General features: G+C 73.8%; 18 protein-coding genes. 12 read left to right on the top strand and 6 right to left on the bottom strand.

Features of this window, described 5'->3' with window-relative positions; all coding sequences use genetic code 11:
- Window positions 1-2 precede the first annotated feature (2 nt).
- The 8 genes from F5972_RS12675 (at window position 3) to F5972_RS12640 (ending at window position 8,901) form a co-directional block, all read left to right on the top strand.
- Window positions 3-1,067 carry a FecCD family ABC transporter permease gene (locus F5972_RS12675; RefSeq protein WP_225311408.1) on the top strand — a complete coding sequence of 355 codons (1,065 nt, stop codon included), beginning with the start codon at window positions 3-5 and terminating at the stop codon, window positions 1,065-1,067.
- Window positions 1,068-1,080: 13 nt separating this feature from the next.
- Window positions 1,081-2,247 (top strand): FecCD family ABC transporter permease, encoded by a 1,167-nt coding sequence (locus F5972_RS12670; protein ID WP_225311407.1) that lies wholly within the window; start codon window positions 1,081-1,083, stop codon window positions 2,245-2,247.
- Between the two features lie 197 nt (window positions 2,248-2,444).
- The gene (locus tag F5972_RS12665; RefSeq protein ID WP_225311475.1) at window positions 2,445-3,260 is read left to right on the top strand and encodes an ABC transporter ATP-binding protein; all 816 of its coding nucleotides are present in this window, start codon (window positions 2,445-2,447) and stop codon (window positions 3,258-3,260) included.
- Entirely contained in the window at window positions 3,257-5,875 is a 2,619-nt protein-coding gene (locus F5972_RS12660) for a penicillin acylase family protein (RefSeq protein ID WP_150933663.1), read from the top strand. The genes F5972_RS12665 and F5972_RS12660 overlap by 4 nt, the downstream gene beginning before the upstream one ends.
- Window positions 5,865-6,437 (top strand): GNAT family N-acetyltransferase, encoded by a 573-nt coding sequence (locus F5972_RS12655; protein ID WP_150933662.1) that lies wholly within the window; start codon window positions 5,865-5,867, stop codon window positions 6,435-6,437. The genes F5972_RS12660 and F5972_RS12655 overlap by 11 nt, the downstream gene beginning before the upstream one ends.
- Window positions 6,438-6,454: 17 nt before the next feature.
- On the top strand, window positions 6,455-7,171 hold the full coding sequence (locus tag F5972_RS12650; RefSeq protein ID WP_150933661.1) for a (2Fe-2S)-binding protein: 717 nt from the start codon (window positions 6,455-6,457) through the stop codon (window positions 7,169-7,171).
- A 113-nt stretch (window positions 7,172-7,284) separates the two neighbouring features.
- The gene (locus tag F5972_RS12645) at window positions 7,285-7,632 is read left to right on the top strand and encodes a YciI family protein (RefSeq protein ID WP_150933660.1); all 348 of its coding nucleotides are present in this window, start codon (window positions 7,285-7,287) and stop codon (window positions 7,630-7,632) included.
- A 24-nt stretch (window positions 7,633-7,656) separates the two neighbouring features.
- Complete coding sequence (locus F5972_RS12640) at window positions 7,657-8,901, top strand: RNA polymerase sigma factor (RefSeq protein WP_150933659.1); 1,245 nt, start codon at window positions 7,657-7,659, stop codon at window positions 8,899-8,901.
- A gap of 39 nt (window positions 8,902-8,940) precedes the next feature.
- Here F5972_RS12640 and F5972_RS12635 read toward each other — a convergent pair whose 3' ends face one another.
- Complete coding sequence (locus F5972_RS12635; RefSeq protein WP_150933658.1) at window positions 8,941-9,543, bottom strand: dihydrofolate reductase family protein; 603 nt, start codon at window positions 9,541-9,543, stop codon at window positions 8,941-8,943.
- Window positions 9,544-9,939: 396 nt separating this feature from the next.
- Here F5972_RS12635 and F5972_RS12630 point away from each other — a divergent pair, with 396 nt between their 5' ends.
- Complete coding sequence (locus F5972_RS12630) at window positions 9,940-11,187, top strand: RICIN domain-containing protein (RefSeq protein WP_150933657.1); 1,248 nt, start codon at window positions 9,940-9,942, stop codon at window positions 11,185-11,187.
- A gap of 308 nt (window positions 11,188-11,495) precedes the next feature.
- Here F5972_RS12630 and F5972_RS12625 read toward each other — a convergent pair whose 3' ends face one another.
- Window positions 11,496-11,993 carry a tautomerase family protein gene (locus F5972_RS12625; RefSeq protein ID WP_150933656.1) on the bottom strand — a complete coding sequence of 166 codons (498 nt, stop codon included), beginning with the start codon at window positions 11,991-11,993 and terminating at the stop codon, window positions 11,496-11,498.
- A 94-nt stretch (window positions 11,994-12,087) separates the two neighbouring features.
- Between F5972_RS12625 and F5972_RS12620 the strand changes: the two genes are divergently transcribed.
- The gene (locus tag F5972_RS12620; protein ID WP_150933655.1) at window positions 12,088-12,579 is read left to right on the top strand and encodes a winged helix-turn-helix transcriptional regulator; all 492 of its coding nucleotides are present in this window, start codon (window positions 12,088-12,090) and stop codon (window positions 12,577-12,579) included.
- A gap of 545 nt (window positions 12,580-13,124) precedes the next feature.
- Window positions 13,125-13,910 (top strand): ArsR/SmtB family transcription factor, encoded by a 786-nt coding sequence (locus F5972_RS12615; RefSeq protein ID WP_150933654.1) that lies wholly within the window; start codon window positions 13,125-13,127, stop codon window positions 13,908-13,910.
- 67 nt (window positions 13,911-13,977) lie between these two features.
- Here the strand turns inward: F5972_RS12615 and F5972_RS12610 are convergent, their stop codons facing one another.
- The 4 genes from F5972_RS12610 to F5972_RS12595 all read right to left on the bottom strand — a co-directional run bounded on the left by F5972_RS12610 (window position 13,978) and on the right by F5972_RS12595 (window position 18,200).
- Complete coding sequence (locus F5972_RS12610) at window positions 13,978-15,042, bottom strand: glucose 1-dehydrogenase (RefSeq protein ID WP_150933653.1); 1,065 nt, start codon at window positions 15,040-15,042, stop codon at window positions 13,978-13,980.
- Complete coding sequence (locus F5972_RS12605; RefSeq protein WP_150933652.1) at window positions 15,042-16,838, bottom strand: glycoside hydrolase family 15 protein; 1,797 nt, start codon at window positions 16,836-16,838, stop codon at window positions 15,042-15,044. The genes F5972_RS12610 and F5972_RS12605 overlap by 1 nt, the downstream gene beginning before the upstream one ends.
- Window positions 16,839-16,998: 160 nt before the next feature.
- The gene (locus tag F5972_RS12600; RefSeq protein WP_150933651.1) at window positions 16,999-17,562 is read right to left on the bottom strand and encodes a dihydrofolate reductase family protein; all 564 of its coding nucleotides are present in this window, start codon (window positions 17,560-17,562) and stop codon (window positions 16,999-17,001) included.
- A 50-nt stretch (window positions 17,563-17,612) separates the two neighbouring features.
- Complete coding sequence (locus tag F5972_RS12595) at window positions 17,613-18,200, bottom strand: NADPH-dependent FMN reductase (protein WP_150933650.1); 588 nt, start codon at window positions 18,198-18,200, stop codon at window positions 17,613-17,615.
- Between the two features lie 109 nt (window positions 18,201-18,309).
- Here F5972_RS12595 and F5972_RS12590 point away from each other — a divergent pair, with 109 nt between their 5' ends.
- Window positions 18,310-21,582, top strand: a complete 3,273-nt coding sequence (locus F5972_RS12590; RefSeq protein ID WP_150933649.1) for a BTAD domain-containing putative transcriptional regulator — start codon at window positions 18,310-18,312, stop codon at window positions 21,580-21,582.
- Window positions 21,583-21,744 lie beyond the last annotated feature (162 nt).

The following is a 21,744-nucleotide window of genomic DNA, read 5'->3' as shown; positions in this document are numbered from 1 at the left end:
CCGTGGTCGTCACCGAGTCGTCGCAGCTCAGCGGGCCCGCACGGGCACCGCGAAAACATCCGCCGAAGGCCCGGCCGACGGCGGCGCTGCTCGGCCCAGTGTTCGGCACGGTGTTCGGGCCGGTGCTCGCGCTGCTCGCCGTCCTCGTGCTGAGCCTCGGGCTCGGCGCCCGGCCGATGTCCCCCGCCGAGGTCTGGCAGGGACTTGTGGACACCGGGTCCGGCGCGTACACGGTGGTGCACGAGATGCGGCTGCCCCGCACCCTGCTCGGGCTGCTCGCGGGCGCGGCGCTGGGAGTGGCGGGCGGGGTCATGCAGGCACTGACCCGCAACCCGCTCGCCGACCCCGGCCTGCTGGGGATCAACGCCGGGGCCTCCGCGGCGGTGGCGACGGCCGCCGGGCTGCTGGGGGTGGCGACGTTCCAGGGCTATGTCTGGTTCGCGCTGGCCGGAGCCGCGGCCGTGTCCGTGCTCGTGTACGGCGTGGGCGGCGGGCGGGCGGCCACCCCGGCGCGGCTGGCGCTCGCCGGAGCCGCGATCAACGCCGCGCTCTACTCGTATGTGAACGGGACGATGCTGCTCGACGCGGCCTCGCTGGAGACGATGCGCTTCTGGACGGTCGGCTCGCTGGCGGGCGCGCAGAGCGCGACGGTGGCCATGGTCGCGCCGTTCGTCGCGGCGGGGCTGCTGCTGGCCCTGGCCCTGGCCCGGCCGCTCAACGCGCTCGCCCTCGGTGACGACTCCGCCCGGTCGCTCGGCGCGCGTCCCGCGCTGATCCGTACGGCCGCCATCGTGGCCGTGACGCTGCTGTGCGGGGCGGCGACGGCGGCCTGCGGGCCGATCGTCTTCGTCGGGCTGATGGTGCCGCACCTCGTCAAGGCGCTGACCGGCCCCGACCTGCGGCGGCTGCTGCCCTGCTGCGCGGTGCTCGCACCCGCGCTGCTGCTCGGCGCGGACGTGCTCGGGCGGATCGTGGCCCGGCCCGGCGAGTTGCAGGCGGGCATCGTCACGGCGGTGCTCGGCGGCCCGCTGTTCCTCTACTTCGTGCGAAGGAAGGTGCGGGCGTGAACCCGGAACCCGCGTGCCTGCGCTCGGCGTGCGGCCGCTCGGCCTGCTCGCGTTCGGCGCGCCTGCGTTCGGCGTCCGGGCCTGCGGCGCTAGGGCGTGCGGCGTCCGGGCCTGCGGCGTGGGAGAGGTGTGGCCGGTGAGCGTGGTCCGCACCGCCGCCGGGCGGCCCGTGGTCGCCGGGGTCGTCGCCGTACGCCCCCGGGCCGTGGCCGTGGGGATCGGCTGCCTGCTGCTGGCCCTCGCCTTCGGCGTGCTCTCGGTCGGCGGCGGCGACTACCCGATGAGCCCGGCCGACGTGCTGCGCACCCTCGCGGGCGGCGGCGGCCCCGCCGAGGACTTCGTCGTACGCGAACTCCGGCTGCCCCGGGTGGTGACCGCGCTGGTCGTGGGCGCGGCCCTCGCGCTGGCCGGCGCGATCTTCCAGTCGCTGGTGCGCAATCCGCTCGGCAGCCCCGACCTGCTCGGCTTCACCCAGGGCGCGGCGACGGGCGCGCTCCTGGTGGTGGTCGCGGGCGGCGGCAGCGCGGCCCTCGCGGGCGGCGCGGTGCTCGGCGGCGTCGTCACCGGCGTGGTGATCTACCTTCTGGCCTGGCGCGGAGGCCTGCACGGGCACCGCCTCGTGCTGGTGGGCATCGGCGCCACCGCGGTCCTCACGGGAGTCAACGGCTACCTGCTGACCCGCGGGCGGCTGATGGAGGCGGCCCGCGCCATGCTGTGGCTCACCGGCAGCCTGGACGGCCGGGGCTGGGAGGACGCCCTCCCGCTGCTCGCCGCGACGGCGGTGCTGGTCCCGGTGGTGCTGCTCGGCTGCGCGCGGCCCCTGGCGATGACCGAGATGGGCGACGACCTCGCCCGCGGCCTCGGTGTGCGGGTGCAGGGGCTGCGGCTGGTCCTGACCGCGGCGGCCGTGCTGCTCGCCTCCCTCGCGGCGGCCGCCGCCGGGCCGGTGTCGTTCGTGGCGCTCACCGCGCCGCATCTGGCCCGGCGGATGACCCGGACACCCGGGCCCAACCTGCTCACCGCGGCCTGCGTGGGCGCCGCGCTGCTGACCGGCGCCGACCTCGCGGCGCAGCGGCTCTTCGGGGACCACCAGTTGCCGGTGGGAGTGGTGACGGGAGTGCTCGGCGGCGGCTACCTCGTCTGGCTGCTCGCCGCCCAGCGGAAGGCGGGCCGGATTTGACCAGGACGAACGCGTACGGACACCTCGCGCAGGGCGACCGCGCGTGCGGAAACGGAGTGGCAGGCGTGGTGACAGCGGGTGTGGCAGACAGAGTGGCGAGCCGGGCGAGCGGCCCGGCGAGAACCCTGGCGAGCGGCCCAGTGGGCGACTCGGCGAGAGGCTTGGCGGGCGACTCGGTGGGCGGTGAGGCGGGGGACGTGCGGGGCGACGGGCCCCGGCTGCGCGGCGACGCGCTGACCCTTGCCTACGACGGGCGGGTCGTCGCGGAGGGGCTGGACGTCTCCATCCCGGACCGGTCCTTCACGGTCGTCGTCGGGCCCAACGCCTGCGGCAAGTCCACCCTGCTGCGGGCGCTGGCGCGCACGCTCAGGCCGTCCGCCGGGGCGGTGCTCCTCGACGGACGGGACGTCACCTCGCTGTCGGCCAGGAAGGTCGCGCGTACCCTCGGCCTGCTGCCGCAGTCGTCGGTCGCGCCGGACGGGATCACGGTCGCCGAGCTGGTCGGCCGCGGCCGGTATCCCCACCAGCGGCTGCTGCGCCAGTGGTCGGCGGACGACGAGCGGGTCGTGGGGGAGGCGATGGCGGCCACCGGGGTCGCCGACCTCGCCGGGCGGCTGGTCGACGAGTTGTCCGGCGGCCAGCGCCAGCGGGTGTGGATCGCGATGGCGCTGGCGCAGGAGACGCCGCTGCTGCTGCTGGACGAGCCGACGACCTACCTCGACATCGCCCACCAGATCGAGATCCTCGACCTGTGCGCCCGGCTGCACGAGGAGCGGGGGCGCACGCTCGTGGCCGTGCTCCACGACCTCAACCACGCCGCGCGCTACGCCACCCACCTGATCGCGATGCGTGCCGGGCGCGTCGTGGCCTCCGGCGCTCCCGCCGAGGTGATGACCGCCGGCCTGGTGGAGGAGGTCTTCGGCCTCCCCTGCCGGGTGATCGACGACCCGGAGACCGGCACGCCGCTGGTCGTCCCCGCCGCCCGCCGCCGTACGGGAGGGAAGGTGTCATGAGCGTCCGGGTCTTCCGAGATCGGTGGGGCATCCCCCACCTGCGGGCGGGCGACGCCCGCGAACTGGCCTACGCCCAGGGGTTCGTCACGGCGGTGGACCGGGCCTGGCAGATCGAGGTCGAGCGGCTCCGCGCGGCCGGCGCCTCGGCCGCCGTCCTCGGCGCGGACGCCGTCCCGTGGGACCGCTTCGTACGGCAGGTCAGGCTGGACGACACGGCCAGGCGCTGCCTGGCGGCGCTCGACGCGGACACCGCGGCCTGGGTGGGCGCGTACGTGGACGGCGTCAACGCGGGCCTGCCCGAGGGAGCCCGCCGCGCCCCAGAGTTCCGAGCAGCCGGGCAGGCGGCGGACGCGACAGGACACGACACGGCCGGGGACAGCACAGGCGGGAACAGCACGGCCGGGGGCGGCAGCACGGCCGGGGGCGGCAGCACGGCCGGGGGCGGCAGCGCAGCGGGGGGCGGCAGCACGGCCGGGGGCGGCGACGCGGCGGCGCTCGTGCCGGGCCGGTGGGAGGCGTGGACGCCGCTGGCGGTCTGGCTGTCGCACCACGTCCTGTTCGCGCACGTCCCGGCGAAACTGTGGCGTGAGGCGGTCACCGCCCGGCTCGGCCCGGAAGCCGTCGCGTTGTTCGCCACCGACGGGCCGGGCACCTCCGGAAGCAACGGCTGGCTGGTCCCCGGCGACCGCACCCGCACGGGAGCGCCGATCATCGCCGGAGACCCGCACAGGCCCATCGAGGACCCCGGTTTCTACCAGCAGGTTCGCCTGGCCTGTCCGGAGTTCGACGTGGCCGGGCTGGCCGTGCCGGGAGTGCCGGGCGTCGCCCACTTCGGGCACGCCGGGCCGGTCGCCTGGGCGATCACCAACGCCATGGCCGACTACCAGGACCTCTTCCGCGAACGCCTCCGGCGCCGGGACGGCCGCGTCGAGGCGCTCGGCCCCGCGGGCTGGCGGCAAGCCAGCGCCCACACCGAGGTCATCGAGGTCGCCGGAGGCGAACCGGTCGAGGTGGAGGTGATCGAGACCGAACGCGGCCCGGTCGTCATGGACGAGCCACCCCGGCCGTACGAGCCCGCTCGGCACGATCCGACGGGACACCCTCCCCACGACCGGGACGCCGGGCAGGAAGGCGGGCCGGATGCCGGGCGCGAGGGCCAGCGCGAAGACGGCCCGGACATCGGGCAGGACAGCGAGCGCGCGGGTGGGCCAGATGCCGGGCGCCAAAACGACCTGGAAGCCGTATGGGTAGGCGGGCGCGAGGGTGAGTGGGAGGGGGTGAGCCTGCGGTATCCGCCGCGGGTGTTCCACGACCTGGGATTCGCGGCGATTCCCGCCCTGATGCGGGCCAGGACCGTGGCCGACGTGGACCGGGCGTTCGACCGGTGGGTGGAGCCCGTCAACGTCGTGCTCGCCGCGGACACCGGCGGCGGCCTGCTGCACCGCGTCGCCGGTCTGGTGCCCGTCCGCCACCCGGGCAACTCGCTGCGGGTCGTGCCCGCCTGGGAGCCCGGCCACGAATGGAGCGGCGAGCACGCGCCGATGCCCCGCCGGGAGGTCACGGGGATCACGGTGATGGCCAACGAACGAGGCCTCTCGGCTCCGCTCGGCGTCGAGTTCGCCCCGCCGTACCGGGCCGACCGGATCAGGACGCTCCTGGAGGCCGCCCCCGTCTGGTCCGCCGGGGACATGGCGGCGGTCCACACCGACACGCTCCTGCCCGGCGCGAAGCCGCTGCTGGGGATGCTGGCGCGGCTGACCGGGCTCACCCCCGGCGCCGTACGCCTCCGGGACCGGCTGACCGGCTGGGACCGGCGCATGGACGCGGACAGCACCGACGCCGCGGCGTACGCGGCCGTGCGGGCGGAGGTGGTGCGGCGCCTGGCGGCCCATCCCGCGCTCGCGCCGCTGGCCGATCTGTCACACCCGCTCCAGCCCGACCAGGCGCGCAGCCCGAATCCGCTCACGCCCGTGGAGACTCGTCCCGGGCAGACCGGCGCCGCGAAGGACCGTCCCGTGCCGGGCGGTGCCGGGCAGGAGAGACCTGCGCAGGCCGGCACCGGTGATCGGGAGGAGCCGGGGGGAGGCATCGCGTGTCCGGAGGTGTTCCGGCCGTGGCTGACGGCGGCTCCCCGGATCGCGCACGCCCTGGAGACCCTGCTGACGACCGACCGGCTCCCCGGCCTCGGCGGCGACGATCTGGCCGAGGTGGCGCGGGCCGCGCTGGAGGACGTCGCGGCCGATGGCGAGACCGGCGTCCGGTGGGGCGACCTGCACCGGCTCGTCCCCTGGCGGGCGCTGCCCTCCCCGGCGCCGACTCCTCCGGTGGCGCAGGACGACCCGCAGACCGAGCCGGGGCTGTCGGGTGACCACGGCTGTGTGCTGTGTACGTCGAGCGTGCCGGGAGTCACCCATCACTGCGCCCGCGGCCCGGCCGCCCGCTACGTCTGGGATCTCGCGCGGCGCGACGCGAGTCTCTGGGTCGTCCCGTTCGGCGCGAGCGGCGTGCCGGGCGACCCCCACCACCGTGACCAGCAGCCGCTGTGGGTGCGCGGCGAACTCGTGCCCCTGGCCACCGACTGGGCCCTGCTGACGGAGGAACGACATGATCTCTGAGACGTCCGCCCGGCGTGCGGCCGTGTACGAGCAGGTGATGGCCGGGTTTGGCACCGTCCGCGTCGTCCCGGTGGACCCGGCGGCCGACGCCGGACTGATCCACTCGTGGGTCACCCAGGAGCGGGCCCGGTTCTGGGGCATGCTCGACGCGAGCCCCGAGCGGGTCCTGGAGATCTACGACTACCTGGACGGGCTGACCACCCACCACGCCTACCTCGTCCACCGCGACGACCGGCCGGTGGCGCTCTTCCAGACCTACGCGCCGGAGGCGGACGCCGTCGGGGAGTGCTACGACGTCCGGCCGGGCGACTTCGGCGTCCACCTGCTGCTCGGCCCGGCGGCGGCCGGGGAGGGCGAGCGCGGCTTCACCGCCGCCCTGCTCTCCGCGCTCCTGGCGTACGCGTTCTCCGATCCCGCCCACACCCGGATCGTCGCCGAGCCGGACGCCCGCAACGAGAAGGTGATCGGCCGCATGCTGCGGACCGGTTTCACGCTCGGGCCCGAGATCGACCTGCCGGACAAGCGCGCCCGGCTGCTCTTCCTGACCCGAGACGACCGCTGAGAACCAAGGAGTACGGAGTGCTGCTCGACGCCCTTTCCCGGCATCTGGAAGGCCTCGCGGCCGAACGCGGCGGCGTGCTGGGAGTGCTGCCCGGGCTGGTCGCCGACGACTCCCCCGGCTGGATCCCCGCCGCCGACCTGCTGCGGGAGCCGTACGAAGGACTGCTCGCGCTGGTGGACGAGACGGCGGCGCGCTGGAACGCGCCGCGTCACGTGGCGGCGGCGCTGCTGTGGAAGACCTACGGCTACTGGCACACGATGCCGATGGTCCTCGGCTGGGCCCTCCATCGTCGGGTGCCGCTGATGCGGCTGGAGGACACGCTGGTCAGGCCGTCGGCGGCGGGCGTCACGGTGGCGGCGTCCCGGCTGACCGTGGCCGTGCTCCCCGACGACCCGGCCGCCGGCGGCACGGTCGTGGTCCCGGACCTGGCGGCGGCCATCAGGGCGGCGATCCTCGACGGGCAGCGTCCGTTCGTCCGGGCGCTGAGCGCGGTGGCGCGGGTGGGCGAGCGCACCCTGTGGGGATCGACGGCGGAGGCGGTCGCCCACCCCCTGCTCACACTCGGGCCGTACGCCGAGGCGGCCCGGCTGCTGGAGGAGATCGGACCGCCGGTGGCCGGGCTGCTCGCGCCCGACGGCGACGGCTACCGCCGCCGCACCTGCTGCCTGTGGATCACGCTGCCGGACGCCGAACCGTGCTCCTCCTGCTGCGTTCCGGCCGCGCGCATACCCTGATCCGGGACCGAAACAAAAATTTCCGGCGATCGTGTCCATCCGGCGGAGTCCCATCCGTAGAGGTGGCGTGCGGCGACGCCCGCACGCGACTCCACAGGAAAGGAAGGCTCGGCATGAAATACATGCTCCTGATCAACAGCAGCCCCGAAGGCCCCTCCGAGGAGGTCGAGGGCGCCTCGTTCGACGACTGGGTCGCCTACGACAAGATGGTGCGGGAGTCCGGCATTTACGTGTCGGGGCACTCCCTCGCCGACCTGACCACCGCGACGACCGTACGGGTCGCCCCGGACGGGCAGCGGGCCATCACCACGGACGGGCCGTTCGCCGAGACCCGTGAGGTACTCGGCGGCTACTACGTGCTCGACGTGCCCGACCTCGACGCCGCCCTCGACTGGGCCGCCCGCTGCCCCGGGTCGCGCGGCGGCGGGTCGGTCGTGGTGCGGCCGGTGGCCGAGTTCTGACATCTGGCGATCCGAGAGCCGGCGATGACGGACGGCCGGGCGGCGACGGCGGTGGAGGCCGTGTTCCGGGAGGAACGCGGCCGGCTGCTGGCCGCGCTGGTGCGCCGCTTCGGCGACCTCGATCTCGCCGAGGAGGTCACCGCCGAGGCGATCGAGGCGGCCTTGGTGCACTGGCCGGTGAACGGCGTGCCGCCGAACCCGGGGGCGTGGCTCGCGACCACCGCGCGCCGCAAGGCGGTCGACCGCCTGCGGCGCGACACGGCCTACGCCGCCCGGCTGGCCATCCTGCAGGTGGAGGCGGAGCGGGCCCCGCCGCCCGCTCCGGAGACCGGCGACGGTGACGATCTGCCCGACGAACGGCTCCTGCTGTTCTTCACGTGCGGCCACCCGGCCCTGCCCGCCGAGGACCGCGTCGCGCTGAGCCTGCGGTGCCTCGCCGGGCTGACCACCCCCGAGGTGGCCCGGGCCTTCCTCGTCCCGGTGGCCACGATGGCGAAGCGGATCGTCCGGGCGAAGAAGAAGATCCGCGAGGCCCGGATCCCGTTCCGCGTGCCGGGGCCGGACGAACGGCCGGAGCGGCTGGCGGGGGTGCTCCAGGTCGTCTACTCGATCTTCACCGAGGGGTACGTCGCGAGTTCGGGGTCCGACCTGCAGCGTCCCGACCTCGCCGAGGAGGCGATCCGCCTGGCGCGCATCCTGCGCCGGCTGCTGCCTGCCGAACGGGAGGTCTGCGGCCTGCTGGCGCTGATGCTGCTGGTCCACGCCCGCCGCGACGCCCGGACCGCTCCCGGCGGTGGGCTGGTGCTCCTCGCCGACCAGGACCGCGGCCGCTGGGACCGTACGATGATCGAGGAAGGGCTGGCCCTGGTGCCCGTGGCGCTGACCGGCGGCCCGGTGGGACCGTACGGCGTGCAGGCCGCGATCGCCGCCCTGCACGACGAGGCGGCGGACGTCACCACGACCGACTGGCCGCAGATCGTGGCCCTCTACGACGTCCTGTCCTCCCTGACTCCGTCGCCGATCGTGGCGCTGAACCGCGCGGTCGCGGTCGCCATGCGCGACGGGCCGCAGGCCGGGCTGGCGCTCCTGGAGCAGCTCGCGGACGAGCCCCAGTTGCGGGACCATCACCCCTTCCACGTGGCGTGCGCCGACCTGCTGTCCCGGCTGGGCCGGGACGCCGAGGCGGCCGCGGCGTACCGGCGGGCCCTCGACCTCGCCGGCACCGAACCCGAACGCGCTCACCTGCGCCGGAAGCTGGCCCTGGAATGAGCCCTGGAATGAGCCCCGGGATGAGGCCGGCCGCCGCGGTCAGCCCGCTGCCTTCGCCTCGGCGGCGCGACGAGCGGCGGCGGGATCGGGGATGCCCTCGCCGGTCGGCTCGTAGGTGAGCAGGACCACCCCGGACGAGAACGGCCTCGACTCGGCGAGCCGGAGGGTGGCGGGCTCGCCGCCCTGGTCGAACAGCCGGGCTCCGCGCCCGGCGATGACGGGATAGACCGCGAGACGCATCTCGTCGAGCAGGTTCTCGTCAAGCAGCCAGCGCACCAGCGCCGCGCTGCCGAAGACGAGGATGTCGCCGTCCACCTCGCCCTTCAGCGCCTTGACGCGGTCGGCCGCGTCCGCGCCGATGATCGTGGTGTTGTTCCAGGCGGCCTCGGTCAGCGTGGTCGACACGACGTACTTCGGCAGCGTGTTCATCGCGTCCGCGTAACCGACCTCGTCGGTCATCGACGGCCAGGAGGCCGCGAAGCCCTCGTAGGTGACCCGGCCGAGCAACAGCGCCCTCGCGGCACGGATCTGGTCGAGACCCGCCTGCATGGAGTCTTCGCTCACGAAGCCGAAGGCCCATTCGTGCGGGTTCTCGATGACACCGTCGAGGGTGGTGAAGACGGACAGAACTATGCGTCCCATGGTGCGGTTCCTTCAGGTGGAGTGGTACAGGTGGCGGTCGCCGGCGGATGGCCGGCCGCGCGCCGCATGCTGGGCGCCGGTGGGCGGCGACGTCACGGTGACGTCCGCCGTCGTGACCAGCCCCCGTGGTGTCGGCCACGTGCACCGGCGCTCCAGCATGAACGGACCGGTGGTGCGACGGCCACCGTCGCCCGGGCGCACCCGCGCCGTCCACCCGTTCCGGTGTCCGGGACTGTCCGGGACGCCCCGCTTCTCACGTCTCCGCAGGTGGCGGCCATGGCGCGGAGAGGAGTCCGTTCCGACGGGCGGCGGAGGGGTACCAGGATCGCGCGATCCACCTCCGGCGGGTGCATAGGCTCCGTCGGGAGCGAATGATCCAACGGGGATGGGACAAGCGTGAGCGACACCCGGCCACAGCCGCAGACCGCCGCCACACCCGCCGAGTTCGTCGCCCAGATGCGGCGGTTGCGGGCATGGAGCGCGTGCAGTTACCGAGATCTCGAACGCCGCGCGGCGGCCGCGGGGGACGTCCTGCCCCGCGCCACCCTCTCCGGCGCGCTCAACCGCGCGGATCTGCCGCGGGAGGATCTGCTGGCCGCGTTCGTGCGGGCCTGCGGGGCGGACGACGACACCGTCGCCGAGTGGGTGGACGCCCGGCGTCGCCTGGCCGCCGCCGCGGAGACACACGCCTCCGGCCCTGCGCCCGTGTCACCGCCTCCCGTCCCGCCGACTGCGCCGCCGCCCGGCGACCGCGTACGGCAGGACGACGAGCGCTCCGGCGGCGAAGCAGGCCCGCGTGTGGATTCGGACGCGCCCGACCGGCGGCTCACCCGCCGACGACGGCTGGCAGGCGTGGGGGGCGTCACCCTGCTCTGCCTGCTCGGCGCCTGGCAGCTCGGTCACATCTCCGCCCGTGACACCGCCTCCCGGACCTCGGCGCACGTCTCGTCCGTTCCGGCGGCCCGCGAGGCGGCCTCGGAGGAGCAGGCCGGCCCGACAGACGGCGGCACGACACACAGCGGTGGAGCCCAGAGCATCTCGGAAGCACTGGCCACTTCAGCGGCACCGGGCAGTTCGGCAACACCCGGCGGGCCGGCAACAAAGGGCGGGTCGGGAACACAGAGCGGTTCGGGGACACAGAGCGGTTCGGCAACAAAGGGCGGCGTCGTGTCCTCCTCGGCCGGACCGATGCCGGCCCGTACGTGGGTACGGGTGCGCCCGGCCGGCGACCCCTCGTTGTGTCTCACGGCGGGACGTGCCCGCGGCATCGCCTACGTCCCCGAGATCGCGGCCCTGCGCCCCTGCGCCGAGGCGACGCCGCTCCGGACCTTCCTCACTCCCGCCGGGGCGGGGCTGCTCCACCTGCAGTGGGATCACCCCGACCCGGCGAAGGGCGTCGGCTGCCTGACCGTCGTCCCGGCGGGCCCGGCGGCGGGCATGCTGGAGCCCTGGAGCGACTGCACCGGCGCCCGCGCCAACCAGCGTTTCCGGCTCGAACCCGTCGGGGCCGCCTACCGCATCCGTCCGGCGTCCAGCGGCCGGTGCGTCGCCCTCAAGGGCGGGGACACCGAGCCGGCGGCCGAGGCCGTCGTACGGCCCTGCTCCTCCGCGAGAGACCAGCTCTTCCTCATCGGGCCGGAGTGATCCCCGTAGTCCCCGCCGCTCCGGCCCTGCTGGGCGGGTCCAGGCGGTCCGGAACACCCATGGTTCCGGTGCCAGTGCCGCATGAGAGAACCTTTGCCCCGTAGTGACATGACGCGCCGTTCGGATGCTGGTCCGTGCGACGCGGTGTCGCCAGGCTGCCCGGGTGGCAGAACGGGTACGCGTCCGCGAGATCGATGACGACGAGGGCCGGCGCCTGGAGTCGTCTTCTGCCTGGACGTCGCCTGAATCCGGCTGATCCTAACGACTGTGTCACCGGCCGCATCGATCCCCACTTCGTTCGCCGCTCATCAGGGCAGGCGGGCGTGTTCGGCTCGGGTGGCAGCGATCCGCTCACGCGCGAGCGTACGGGCCCGCTTGGTGTCGTCGCCGGTGAGTCGGGCGAGGATCGTTGCGAGCGGCCTGATCTGGCCCCAGCCGCCCCAGTGACCCTCGGGGATCTCGGTCGGGAATACCCAGATCCGGCTGGCGTCACGCGGCCAGGCGCCGTTCTCCGCGTCGAGGATTGCCTCGGTGACCTCGGCGATGACGCTCGCGCGCTTCTGCTCGTCGAGCTGGCCCTCGGGGACGGACGGGACGACCTTGTAGCGAGGTGCGTCCGCGGGTTCTCCGCCGACATAGATGCCGGCCGGTCGGTGCAGCCAGAGCCAGGAGACGGAACGGCTCACCGGGTCGGCGGGGTCGAATCCCTCGTTGCGGACGAGGATCTCGGTGATGCGGTTCAGCAGGGCCGCCTCGGCGTCCGGCTGGAGCGCGCCGGCGGGAATGTACACGTCGAGCATGGGCATGGTCGATCTCCTTCATGAGTTTATTTCTTCAACTCAGGCCGGAGCTTACGAGGGCTAAGTACAGCTTGTAAACCCAGATGGGTACACTCGTCCCATGGAGACGCGGCGAATCGACCCGGTGAACTGCTCGGTGGCGCGCGCCCTCTCGGTGGTGGGGGAGCGCTGGTCGCTGCTGATCGTTCGTGAAGCGCTGGACGGCGCGCGCCGGTTCGGAGAGTTCCACTCCCGTCTCGGGATCGCCAGAAATCTCCTGGCGACTCGGCTCGAAACCTTGGTGACCGCGGGAGTGATGCGCCGTGTGCCCTATCAGGAGCCCGGGGATCGGCAGCGCTTCGCCTACGAGCTCACCGAGCAGGGCCGGGCGTTGCGGCCCACGCTCGTGGCACTCCTGGAATGGGGCGACACGTACCTCGCCGACCCGCAGGGCCCATCGGTCATAGTCCGGCACCGGCCCGCCGACGATGCGAGCTCCTGCGACGAGCCGGTCAAGGTCGTCCTCGAGTGCGCTGCGGGGCACAGCCACCTCGCCCCGGAAGACGTCTGCCGCACGCCCGGGCCGGGCGCGCGCTTCGTGGAAAGCTCCTGAGATCCCAGGATCGTACTGATCCTTCACCTGCTCCAGGTGTTATTGGCGACCTGGACAGGCCGATGCCCCACCTGCCGCCAACGACCACCATGACGACCTGACAAAGTCCCACTAGTGCGCTGTCCGCCAACGTTCACCGGGGTGGAGGGAGCGGAGCGGAAGGGAGCGAGGACCGCAGCGAAGGCCCAGCGAAGCGGGCTTCGCGAGGACCGGAGGTTCCTTCCGGCGCAGTGACCGACAAGGCCAAAGAAGGACCGGGGATTCCTTCCTGCGCAGTGACCGACTTGGCCAAAGAAGGGCCGGGGATTCCTTCCGGCGCAGTGACCGGCCCAGCAAAGTCCGTGGACATCCCGCTGGGCAGGTCTGGGCAGATCGGCGCGGTACGCGGCGCGCGTCGGCACCCGTGCGGCTATGACCGGCTTCCGCGCCGGCCCGCGGTAGCCGCACGTATTGACATGCAGCCATCCGGCTGCCTAAGTTGATGACACCAAAGGCAGCCGAAAGGCTGCATATCAACACACGGCAACCCGGATACGAGGGCGGGCATGGACGAGGTGTTCAAGGCGCTGGCCGATCCGAGCCGGCGCGCGCTGCTCGACTCGCTCAACGCCCGCAACGGGCAGACGCTGCGCGAGCTGTGCGCCGGGCTCGACATGGCCCGGCAGTCCGTCAGCAAGCACCTCGCGGTGCTGGAGGAGGCCGGGCTCGTCACCACCGTGCGGCGGGGCCGGGAGAAGCTGCACTACCTCAACGCCGCGCCCGTGCACGAGATCGCCCACCGGTGGATCAGCCGGTACGACCGGGCCAGGGTCCAAGCCCTGGCCGACCTGAAACTCGCTCTGGAGGAGACCCCGATGGACGCGCCGACCTTCGTCTACACCACCTACATCCGCACGACTCCGCAGAAGCTCTGGCAGGCGCTGACCGAGCCCGCCTTCACCCGCCGCTACTGGGCCACGGAGTTCACCACGGACTGGTCCCCCGGCTCGCCGATGACCTGGGACAACCACGGCGTGCTGATCAGCGACCCGGAACAGGTCGTGCTGGAAGCCGAACCCTACAGCCGGCTCTCCTACACCTGGCACACCGTCACCCCGGAGCTCGCCAAGCGTTTCGGCTGGGACGAGGAGACGCTCGCCCGGCTGTCCGGCGAGGCCCGCTCGAAGGTCACCTTCACGATCGAGGAGGCCGAGCAGGCCGTGAAGCTCACCGTCGTGCACGACGGCTTCGAGGCCGGATCGAGTATGGCCGAGATGGTCAGCCACGGCTGGCCGAGCGTGGTGTCGAGCCTGAAGTCTCTGCTGGAGACCGGCGAACCGCTGCCGGCCTGACGCGTGACCTCCCCGATCAGGCCCGGATCCCCGATCAGGCCCGCCCCTGATCAGACCCGGATCCCCATCAGGCCCGGACGGTGTCGTCCAGGGTGATGACGACCTTGACGTCCTCGGGTTCCGCCGTGAACGCGTCGGCGAACGACTCCAGCGGCACCCGGCGGGTGATCAGCCGGCTCAGCCAGGCGTGGTCGGCCTGCGCGAGGGCGTCGGCCGCGGCGGCGTAGTGCCGGAGGTTGGCGTTCACCGACCCGATGAGGACGTCGTTCTCCAGCACGATGTCGCGGTTGAGGCTCCCTGCGTCGATCGTGAGCCGGCGCCCGGCCGAGGAGACCCCGGTGAGACAGACGATGCCGTACGGCGCGGTGTTGAAGGCCACCCCGAAGATCACCGGTCCGGCGCCGGTGGCCTCGATGACGACGTCGGGCCGGATCTTCGCGGCGACCTCGCCCGCGTCGCCCGCGTGGTAGACGGCGCCGAGGTCGCGAACCAGTTCCGGCTTGGGGCCGTCGGTGACCCGGTCGAGGACGTGCACCTCCAGGCCGCGCCGCACCCCGAGCAGCGCGGCCAGCAGGCCGATCGGCCCGGCGCCGGTGACCAGCGCCGTCTTCGGCTCGAACCAGGCCCGGGCGCCGACCTTCTCGACCTCGTCCCAGGCCTTGACGACGACGCTGGTGGGTTCGAGCAGCATGCCGACGTCCGCCAGCGCGGGGTCCAGCTTCACCGCGTAGCCGGGCTCGACCACCCAGGTCTGGCTCGCGTACCCGTCCAGGTCCTTGATGCCGCGCTCGGTGTAGCGGCCGTTGCGGCACATGTCGAACTGCCCGTGCGCGCACGCGCCGCACGGCACCGGGTCGGGCCGCCGGACCACGCCGACCACCAGGTCGCCCGGGGCGAAGCCGCTGCCCCCGGGCGCCCGCCGCACCCGGCCCAGCGACTCGTGGCCGATGACCAGCCGCTCGCGGCCGGGCGGGGCCGAGCCGTAGTCGCCCGCGGCGATCTCCTTGTCCGTGCCGCACACTCCGACGGCGAGGCCGTCGACGAGCAGGTCGCCGTCTCCCGGCTCCGGGTCGGGGACGTCGGCGACCGCGAGGGAGTCCTTCCGCAGCGGGACGACGGTGAGAGCGCGCATCAGCGCCTACCTCCAGCATGCTCGGCCGGGTCCGTCCCGGACAGGTGACGGGCCGCGTTGACCAGCCCGACGTGGCTGAACGCCTGCGGGGTGTTGCCGAGCTGCCGCCGGGCGACGGGGTCGTACTCCTCGCTGAGCAGACCGAGGTCGTTGCGCAGATCCAGCAGCCGTTCGAACAGCTCGTACGCCTCGCGCCGGCGGCCGATGCCGTACAGGGCGTCGGCGAGCCAGAACGTGCAGGTGACGAACGCGCCCTCCGCGCCGGGCAGGCCGTCGACGCCGCCGTCGGCCCCGGTCCGGTAACGCAGCAGGAAGCCGTCGGAGCACAGCTCACGTTGGACCGCTTCCACGGTACCCCGCACGCGCGGGTCGTCCCAGGGCAGGAACCCCGCCCGGGGGATCAGCAGCAGAGCGGCGTCGAGGCCCTTCGACCCGTAGAACTGGGTGAAGGTGTTGCGCCCGGAGTCGTAGCCGCGGTCGCACACCTCGGCGTGGATCTTGTCGCGGGTGGCCCGCCACCGGTCCACCGGCCCCTCCAGGCCGAACCGCTCGACGGCCCGCACGGCGCGGTCCATGCCCGCCCAGGCCATGACCTTGGAGTGCACGAAGTGGCGGCGGTCGCCGCGCACCTCCCACAGCCCGTTGTCCGGGTCGTCCCAGTGGCCCTCCAGGAAGTCCAGCAGCGCGCGTTGCAGGTCCCAGGCCTCTTCCTCGGACTCGATGCCGGCCAGGCGGGTCAGGTGCAGCCCGTCGAGGACCTCGCCCCACACGTCGAGCTGGAACTGGCCGGACGCCGCGTTGCCCACGCGCACCGGGGCCGACCCCTCGTAGCCGGCCAGCCAGTCGACCGTGTATTCGGGCAGGCGGCGGGTGCCGTCGATGCCGTACATGATCTGCAGGTCGGCCGGATCTCCGGCGGCGGCGCGCAGCAGCCACTCGCGCCACGCCTTGGCCTCCGCGACGAAGCCGGTGCCGAGGAGGGCCTGCAGCGTGAACGTCGCGTCACGCAGCCAGCAGAACCGGTAGTCCCAGTTGCGCGGGCCGCCGAGCTGTTCCGGCAGCGAGGTGGTGACCGCGGCGACGATGCCGCCGGTCGGCTTGTAGGTCAGGGCCTTGAGGACGACCAGCGAGCGGCGCACCGCGTCCTCCCACCGGCCCTCGTAGCGGAAGCCCCGCAGCCACGACGTCCAGAACGCCTCGGTGTCGGCGAGGGCCCGCTCGGCGTCCACCGCCTTCGGTTTGCGCTCGTGCGAGCGCCGGTAGGTCAGCACGAACGGCACCCGCTGCCCGGCGGCGACGGTGAAATCGGCGTAGGTGGTCATGTCCTCGCCGCGCAGCGGCACCGGAGTGTTCAGCCAGGCGGCGTCCGGCCCTGCGACCGCGACCAGTTCGCCGTCCCGGTTCCGCACCCAGGGCACGACCTGGCCGTAGTCGAACCGCAGCCGGAGCGCCATCCGCATCGGCACCCGTCCGCTCAGCCCCTCGACCACGCGGACGACGTCGGCGGCCTCGCCGCGCGGCGGCATCGCGTCGATCACCCGTACGGAGCCCTCGGGGGTGTCCCACTCCGTTTCGAGCACGAGGGAGTCGCCCCGGTAGCGGCGGCGCGTGCACAGCCCGCCGGCGGCGGGGGCCACCCGCCAGAAGCCCGCCCGCTCGTCGCCGAGCAGGGCCGCGAAGCACGCCGGAGCGTCGAACCGGGGCAGGCACAGCCAGTCGACCGACCCGTCCCGGCCCACCAGCGCCGCCGTCTGCAGGTCGCCGATCAGCCCGTAGTCCTCGATCCGCAACGCCACCGCGCGCCCCCACAGCCGTCCACCGCTCCTGCACCGCGCGCCTACCCTGGCAAAGGGAACGTATGCCCAGTGCAAAAAGGCGTGCGGCGGAGTGGTGCCGGACGGGCAGGAGCCCCCGTTATCCGCTCCTGCCCGTCCTGCCTGTGGACCCGCCGGGCCGTCAGGCGCGCCTGGGCTCCAGACGGAGGGCGGTGACGCCGCACTCGAACGGCGTCGCCGAGACGAGGCGGAACCGCTTCTTGTCGCCGCCGCCGGGGAACACCGGCAGGCCCGCGCCGATCGCGCTCGGGTTGACGAACAGGTTGAGCTCGTCGATCAGGTCGGCGGCGATCAGGCTCGTCACCAGCGTGCTGCCGCCGTACGTGATCAGGTCGCCGCCCGGCTCGGCCTTGAGCTTGCCGATGGTCTCGGCGAGGTCGCCGCCGGCCACGACGGCGTTGTCCCAGGGCGACTCGGCGAGACTGTTGGAGATCACGGTCTTGGGCGTGTTGTTCATGAAGTCGATCGCCTCCTGCGACTCCCCCTCGGGACCGGCGGCCCAGGCCGGGATGAACCCTTCGGCGAGCCGGCGGCCGAGGACGATGTGGTCGACGTTCTCCATGAGCCCGGTGATGTAGGCGGCGAGGTCGTCGGTCCAGGGGAAGGTCATCCAGTCCATCTCGCCCTGCGGGCCGCCCATGTAGCCGTCGACGGTGGTCTGGACCTGAAGCTTGAGCTTGCGCATGATGTGTTCCTTCTTCGTGAGCTTCGTGAACTTCGTGAGTGAGTGAGAGGTCAGGCGACGTAGGGAGTCCTGGCGCGGGCCGCGCTGAGCGCGGCGGCCCACCAGGCGAGCTGGTCGAGCATCGTGGTGACACTGGTGTTGCAGGCGGCGCCGTCCTTCGGCCAGCTTCCGTCCGCGGCGAACAGGTCCCAGTAGCACGGAAGGCTGATGGTGCCCTGGAGCGTCACCGCGTGCAGTTCGGCGAAGATCTGCCGCAACTGCGCGACGGCGTGCAGGCCGCCGGACTCCCGGCCGTAGGAGATGAAGGCGACCGGCTTGGCGTGCCACTCCTGGTAGTACCAGTCGATCGCGGTCTTGAGCGACGCGGGGAAGCTCTGGTTGTACTCCGGGGTGACGATGGCGAAGGCGTCGGCGGCGGCGAGGCGCGCGCCCAGCTCCGCCACCTGCGGCGGGACGAGGTCGTCGTGGTCGCCGAGGGTCGCCGGGACCCGGGTCTCCGCGAGATCGATCAGGTCGATCTCGAAGTCGCCGCGCCGGCGTGCCCGGGTGGTGAACCACCGCGCCACCGTCGGGCCGAACCTGCCGCTCCTGGTGCTGCCGATGATGACCGCCAGCACTGGTCTCGTGGTGTCCGGCATCCTCGGCCTCCTTCCTGCCTCGCCGTCCGGCTGATGTCCCCGACTCTCGCAGGGGGCGTTTACCGTTCGTTTACGGTGTCCTCTCGCCCCGGGCGTTAGGGTGCGCACCATGCGGTTTGGGGTCCTGGGTCCGCTCGCGGTGTGGACGGCAGGGGGCGAGCCGGTCGCGGTGCCCGGTGCGAAGGTGCGCGCCCTGCTCGCCGTGCTGCTGCTCAACGACGGGCGGCCGGTCTCCGCCGACCGGCTGATCGACGACCTGTGGGGGGACGACCCGCCGCGGCGCAATCCCCTCGGCGCGTTGTCGGCCAAGGTCTCCCAGCTCCGCAGGGCGCTGGAGGACGCGCAGCCGGGGGCACGTGAGCTCGTCGTCTCCCGCCCGCCGGCCTACCGGCTGCTCCTGGACGACGAGGCGGTGGACGTCCGGCGCTTCCACACGCTCACCACGCGGGCGCGGCAGGCCGGCGACCCGAGGGCCGGGGCAGCCCTGTTCGCCGAGGCGCTCGCCCTGTGGCGGGGCCCGGCGTTCGCCGACTTCGCCGACGAGCCGTTCGCCCAGCCGGTGATCGCGAGGCTGGCCGAGCAGCGGCTGACCACGCTGGAGGACGCGGCCGAGGCCCGGCTGGCGCTCGGCGAGCACGCGGTGCTGGCCGCCGAGCTCGGCGACCTGGTCGCCGCCCATCCGCTGCGCGAACGGCTGCGGGCGGCGTACATGCGGGCGCTGTACGGCGCCGGGCGCCAGAGCGAGGCGCTGGAGAGCTACGAGGAGCTGCGCCGCCTGCTCGGCGACGAGCTGGGGCTGGACCCCGGCCCCGAACTCGCCGCGCTGCAGCGGGCGATCCTCACCCAGGACCTGCAGGCGCCGCCCGCACCCGACCGGCGGCCCCGCTCGAACCTGCCCGCCCCGCACACCGAGCTGATCGGGCGGGAGAGCGCGGTCGCCGAGATCGGCGCGCTGCTGCGGGAGGAACGGCTGGTGACGCTGACCGGCCCGGGCGGCGTGGGGAAGACCCGGCTCGCGACCGAGGTCGCCGACGGCCGGCGGGACCTGCCCGACGGGGTGTGGCTCGTCGAGCTCGCCGGCGTACGGAACGGCGCCCGGACCGGGGTGGGGAACGGCATGGGGGCAGGTGCGGTGGCCGACGCGGTCACCGCGGCGCTCGACATCAGGGAGGGCGACCACGCGGACCTGTCCGCGGCGCTGCGGTCGAGAGATCTCCTGCTCGTCCTGGACAACTGCGAACACGTGATCGACGAGGTGGCGGCCCTGGCGGAGCGCCTGCTGCGGACCTCTCCCGGCCTGCGGATCCTCGCCACCAGCCGGGAGCCCCTCGCCCTGGCGGGGGAGGTCGTCTGGGACGTGCCGCCGCTCGACGTGCCGGGACGCGACGCCGAGCCGGGCGCGCTGGCGGAGTCCAGCGCCGTGCGGCTGTTCGTCGCGCGTACGGCCGCCGCCGTCCGGGGCTTCACGCTCGACGACGGCAACGCCGCGGCCGTCGGCCTGCTGTGCCGCCGCCTGGACGGCATCCCGCTCGCTTTGGAGCTGGCCGCGACGCGGGTCCGCGCGCTGGGCGTGCAGGGGGTGGTGGACCGGCTGGACGACCGGTTCCGCCTGCTGGCCACCGGCCACCGCGGCGCCCCGCCCCGGCAGCGGACGCTCATGGCGATGATCGACTGGAGCTGGGAGCTGCTGACCGTTCCCGAGCGGACGGTGCTGCGCAGGCTGGCCGTACACGCCGACGGATGCACGGTGGAGGCCGCCGAGTCGGTGTGCGGCGGGGACGACCTCGACGTGCTCACCCTGCTCGTACGGCTGGTCGACCGCTCGCTGGTCGTGATGCTGCCGACGCCGGAGGGGCCGCGCTACCGGTTGCTGGAGTCGGTGGCCGCCTACTGCGCCGACCGTCTGGCGGAGGCCGGGGAACGGGAACGGATCCGGCGGCGGCACCGGGACCACTACCTCGCCCTCGCGGAGCGGGCCGCGCCCCTTCTGCGCGGCCCCGAACAGCGCCACACGCTGCGGCTCCTCGACGCCGAGGCCGCCAACCTGCGCGCCGCCCTGGACCACTGCCTGGCGGACTCCGACGCCGCCGCCGCGCTGCGGCTGACCGGCGCGCTCGCCTGGCACTGGTTCCTGCGCGGCCGGCTGACCGAGGCCCGGCGCTCCCTCCAGGCCGCCCTGGTGCTCGCCGAAGACGGCACGGCGGACGGCACGGGGCACGGCACGGCGGACGGCGGGGAGGACGGCGGGGAGGACATCGCGGGTCTCGCCGACGAGGTCCGGATCTGGCTGGCCGGATTCGCGGCCCTCCAGGGCGACATCGGCGACACGGCGGTCGCGGAGCGTCTGGACGCCGGCCGGGGCAGGGCCGGGTGGTTCCTCGCCCACGCCTCGCTCGGTTACCTGGACCTCGCCGACAGCGAGAAGCTGCTGGCCCGCGCCCTCGACGCCGCCGTGGCCGAGGGCGACCGGTGGGCCGAGGCCGCCGCCCTGATGACCCGTGCCCAGCTCGCCCACGTACGCGGCGACCTGACGGGGCTGGAACGCGACGCGGCGCGGAGCGCCCGGATGTTCGCCGAGATCGGCGACCGCTTTGGCCGGATGGGCGCCACGGGCTGGCTCGCCGCCCTGGCCGAGGCCACCGGCGACCACGCGCACGCCACCCGGCTGCACCGGGAGGCCCTCGGCATGGCCGAGGAGCTCGGGCTGTGGCCGGAGGTCTCGACCAGACTGTGCTGGCTCGGCTGGATCCACACCCAGCTGGGCGACCACGCGGCGGCCCTCGACGACGGCGCGAGGGCGCTGCGCCTGGCCGGCGAGCAGGGATACCGCACCGGCGAGATCTTCGCCGGGACCGTGATCGCCTACGCCTCCCGCCGCGGCGGCGACCTCGACACGGCCGAGACGCACCTGCGGCGGCTGCTGGAGGCCGCGCCGTACCCGCCGCCGAACGAGGACGACCCACCGTCCGTACACGTCCCGATGCTCCTGGTCGAGCTGGGGTTCGCCGCGGAACTACGCGGCGACGCGGACGCGGCGCTGCGCCTGCACCTGGAGGCGTTCGACCTCGCGGCGCGGCTCGACGCGCCGCGCGACCAGGTGGGCGCGCTGGAGGGGCTGGCCGGAGCGCTGGCCCTGACCGGCGACCACGCCGCCGCGGCCGAGGTGTTCGGCGCCGCCGAAGCGGCCCGCGACGCGAGCCGGCTGCCCCCCGCTCCGGCCGAACGGGCCGACCTCGACCGCGTCGCCGCCGCCTGCCGGGCCGCCCTCGGCGAGGAGGCATTCGCCGCCGTCCGCGCCCGCGGTGCCCTCCTCGGCCCCGAGGCGGCACGCGCCCGGCACGGCCGGGACCACCCGGATCGCGCGATCCAGCGATCTTCGTAGCGGAGACGTCAATAATCCCGCCATAGGCGTATAGAAAGCGTCAACGGGCGCGGAAACCGCATATTTCTCGTGATTCGCTGACTGGGAATCGCCCACTTGAGGGCGGCACAGTGCGAATCAAGGAGTGAGGATGACCGACGTCGTCTTCGCCGCCCTGACGAT

Source organism: Microbispora cellulosiformans (genome assembly GCF_008728085.1).
GTDB lineage: Bacteria > Actinomycetota > Actinomycetes > Streptosporangiales > Streptosporangiaceae > Microbispora > Microbispora amethystogenes.
Note: the sequence above shows the minus strand (reverse complement) of the source record. Positions and strands in the feature narration are given on the sequence as shown.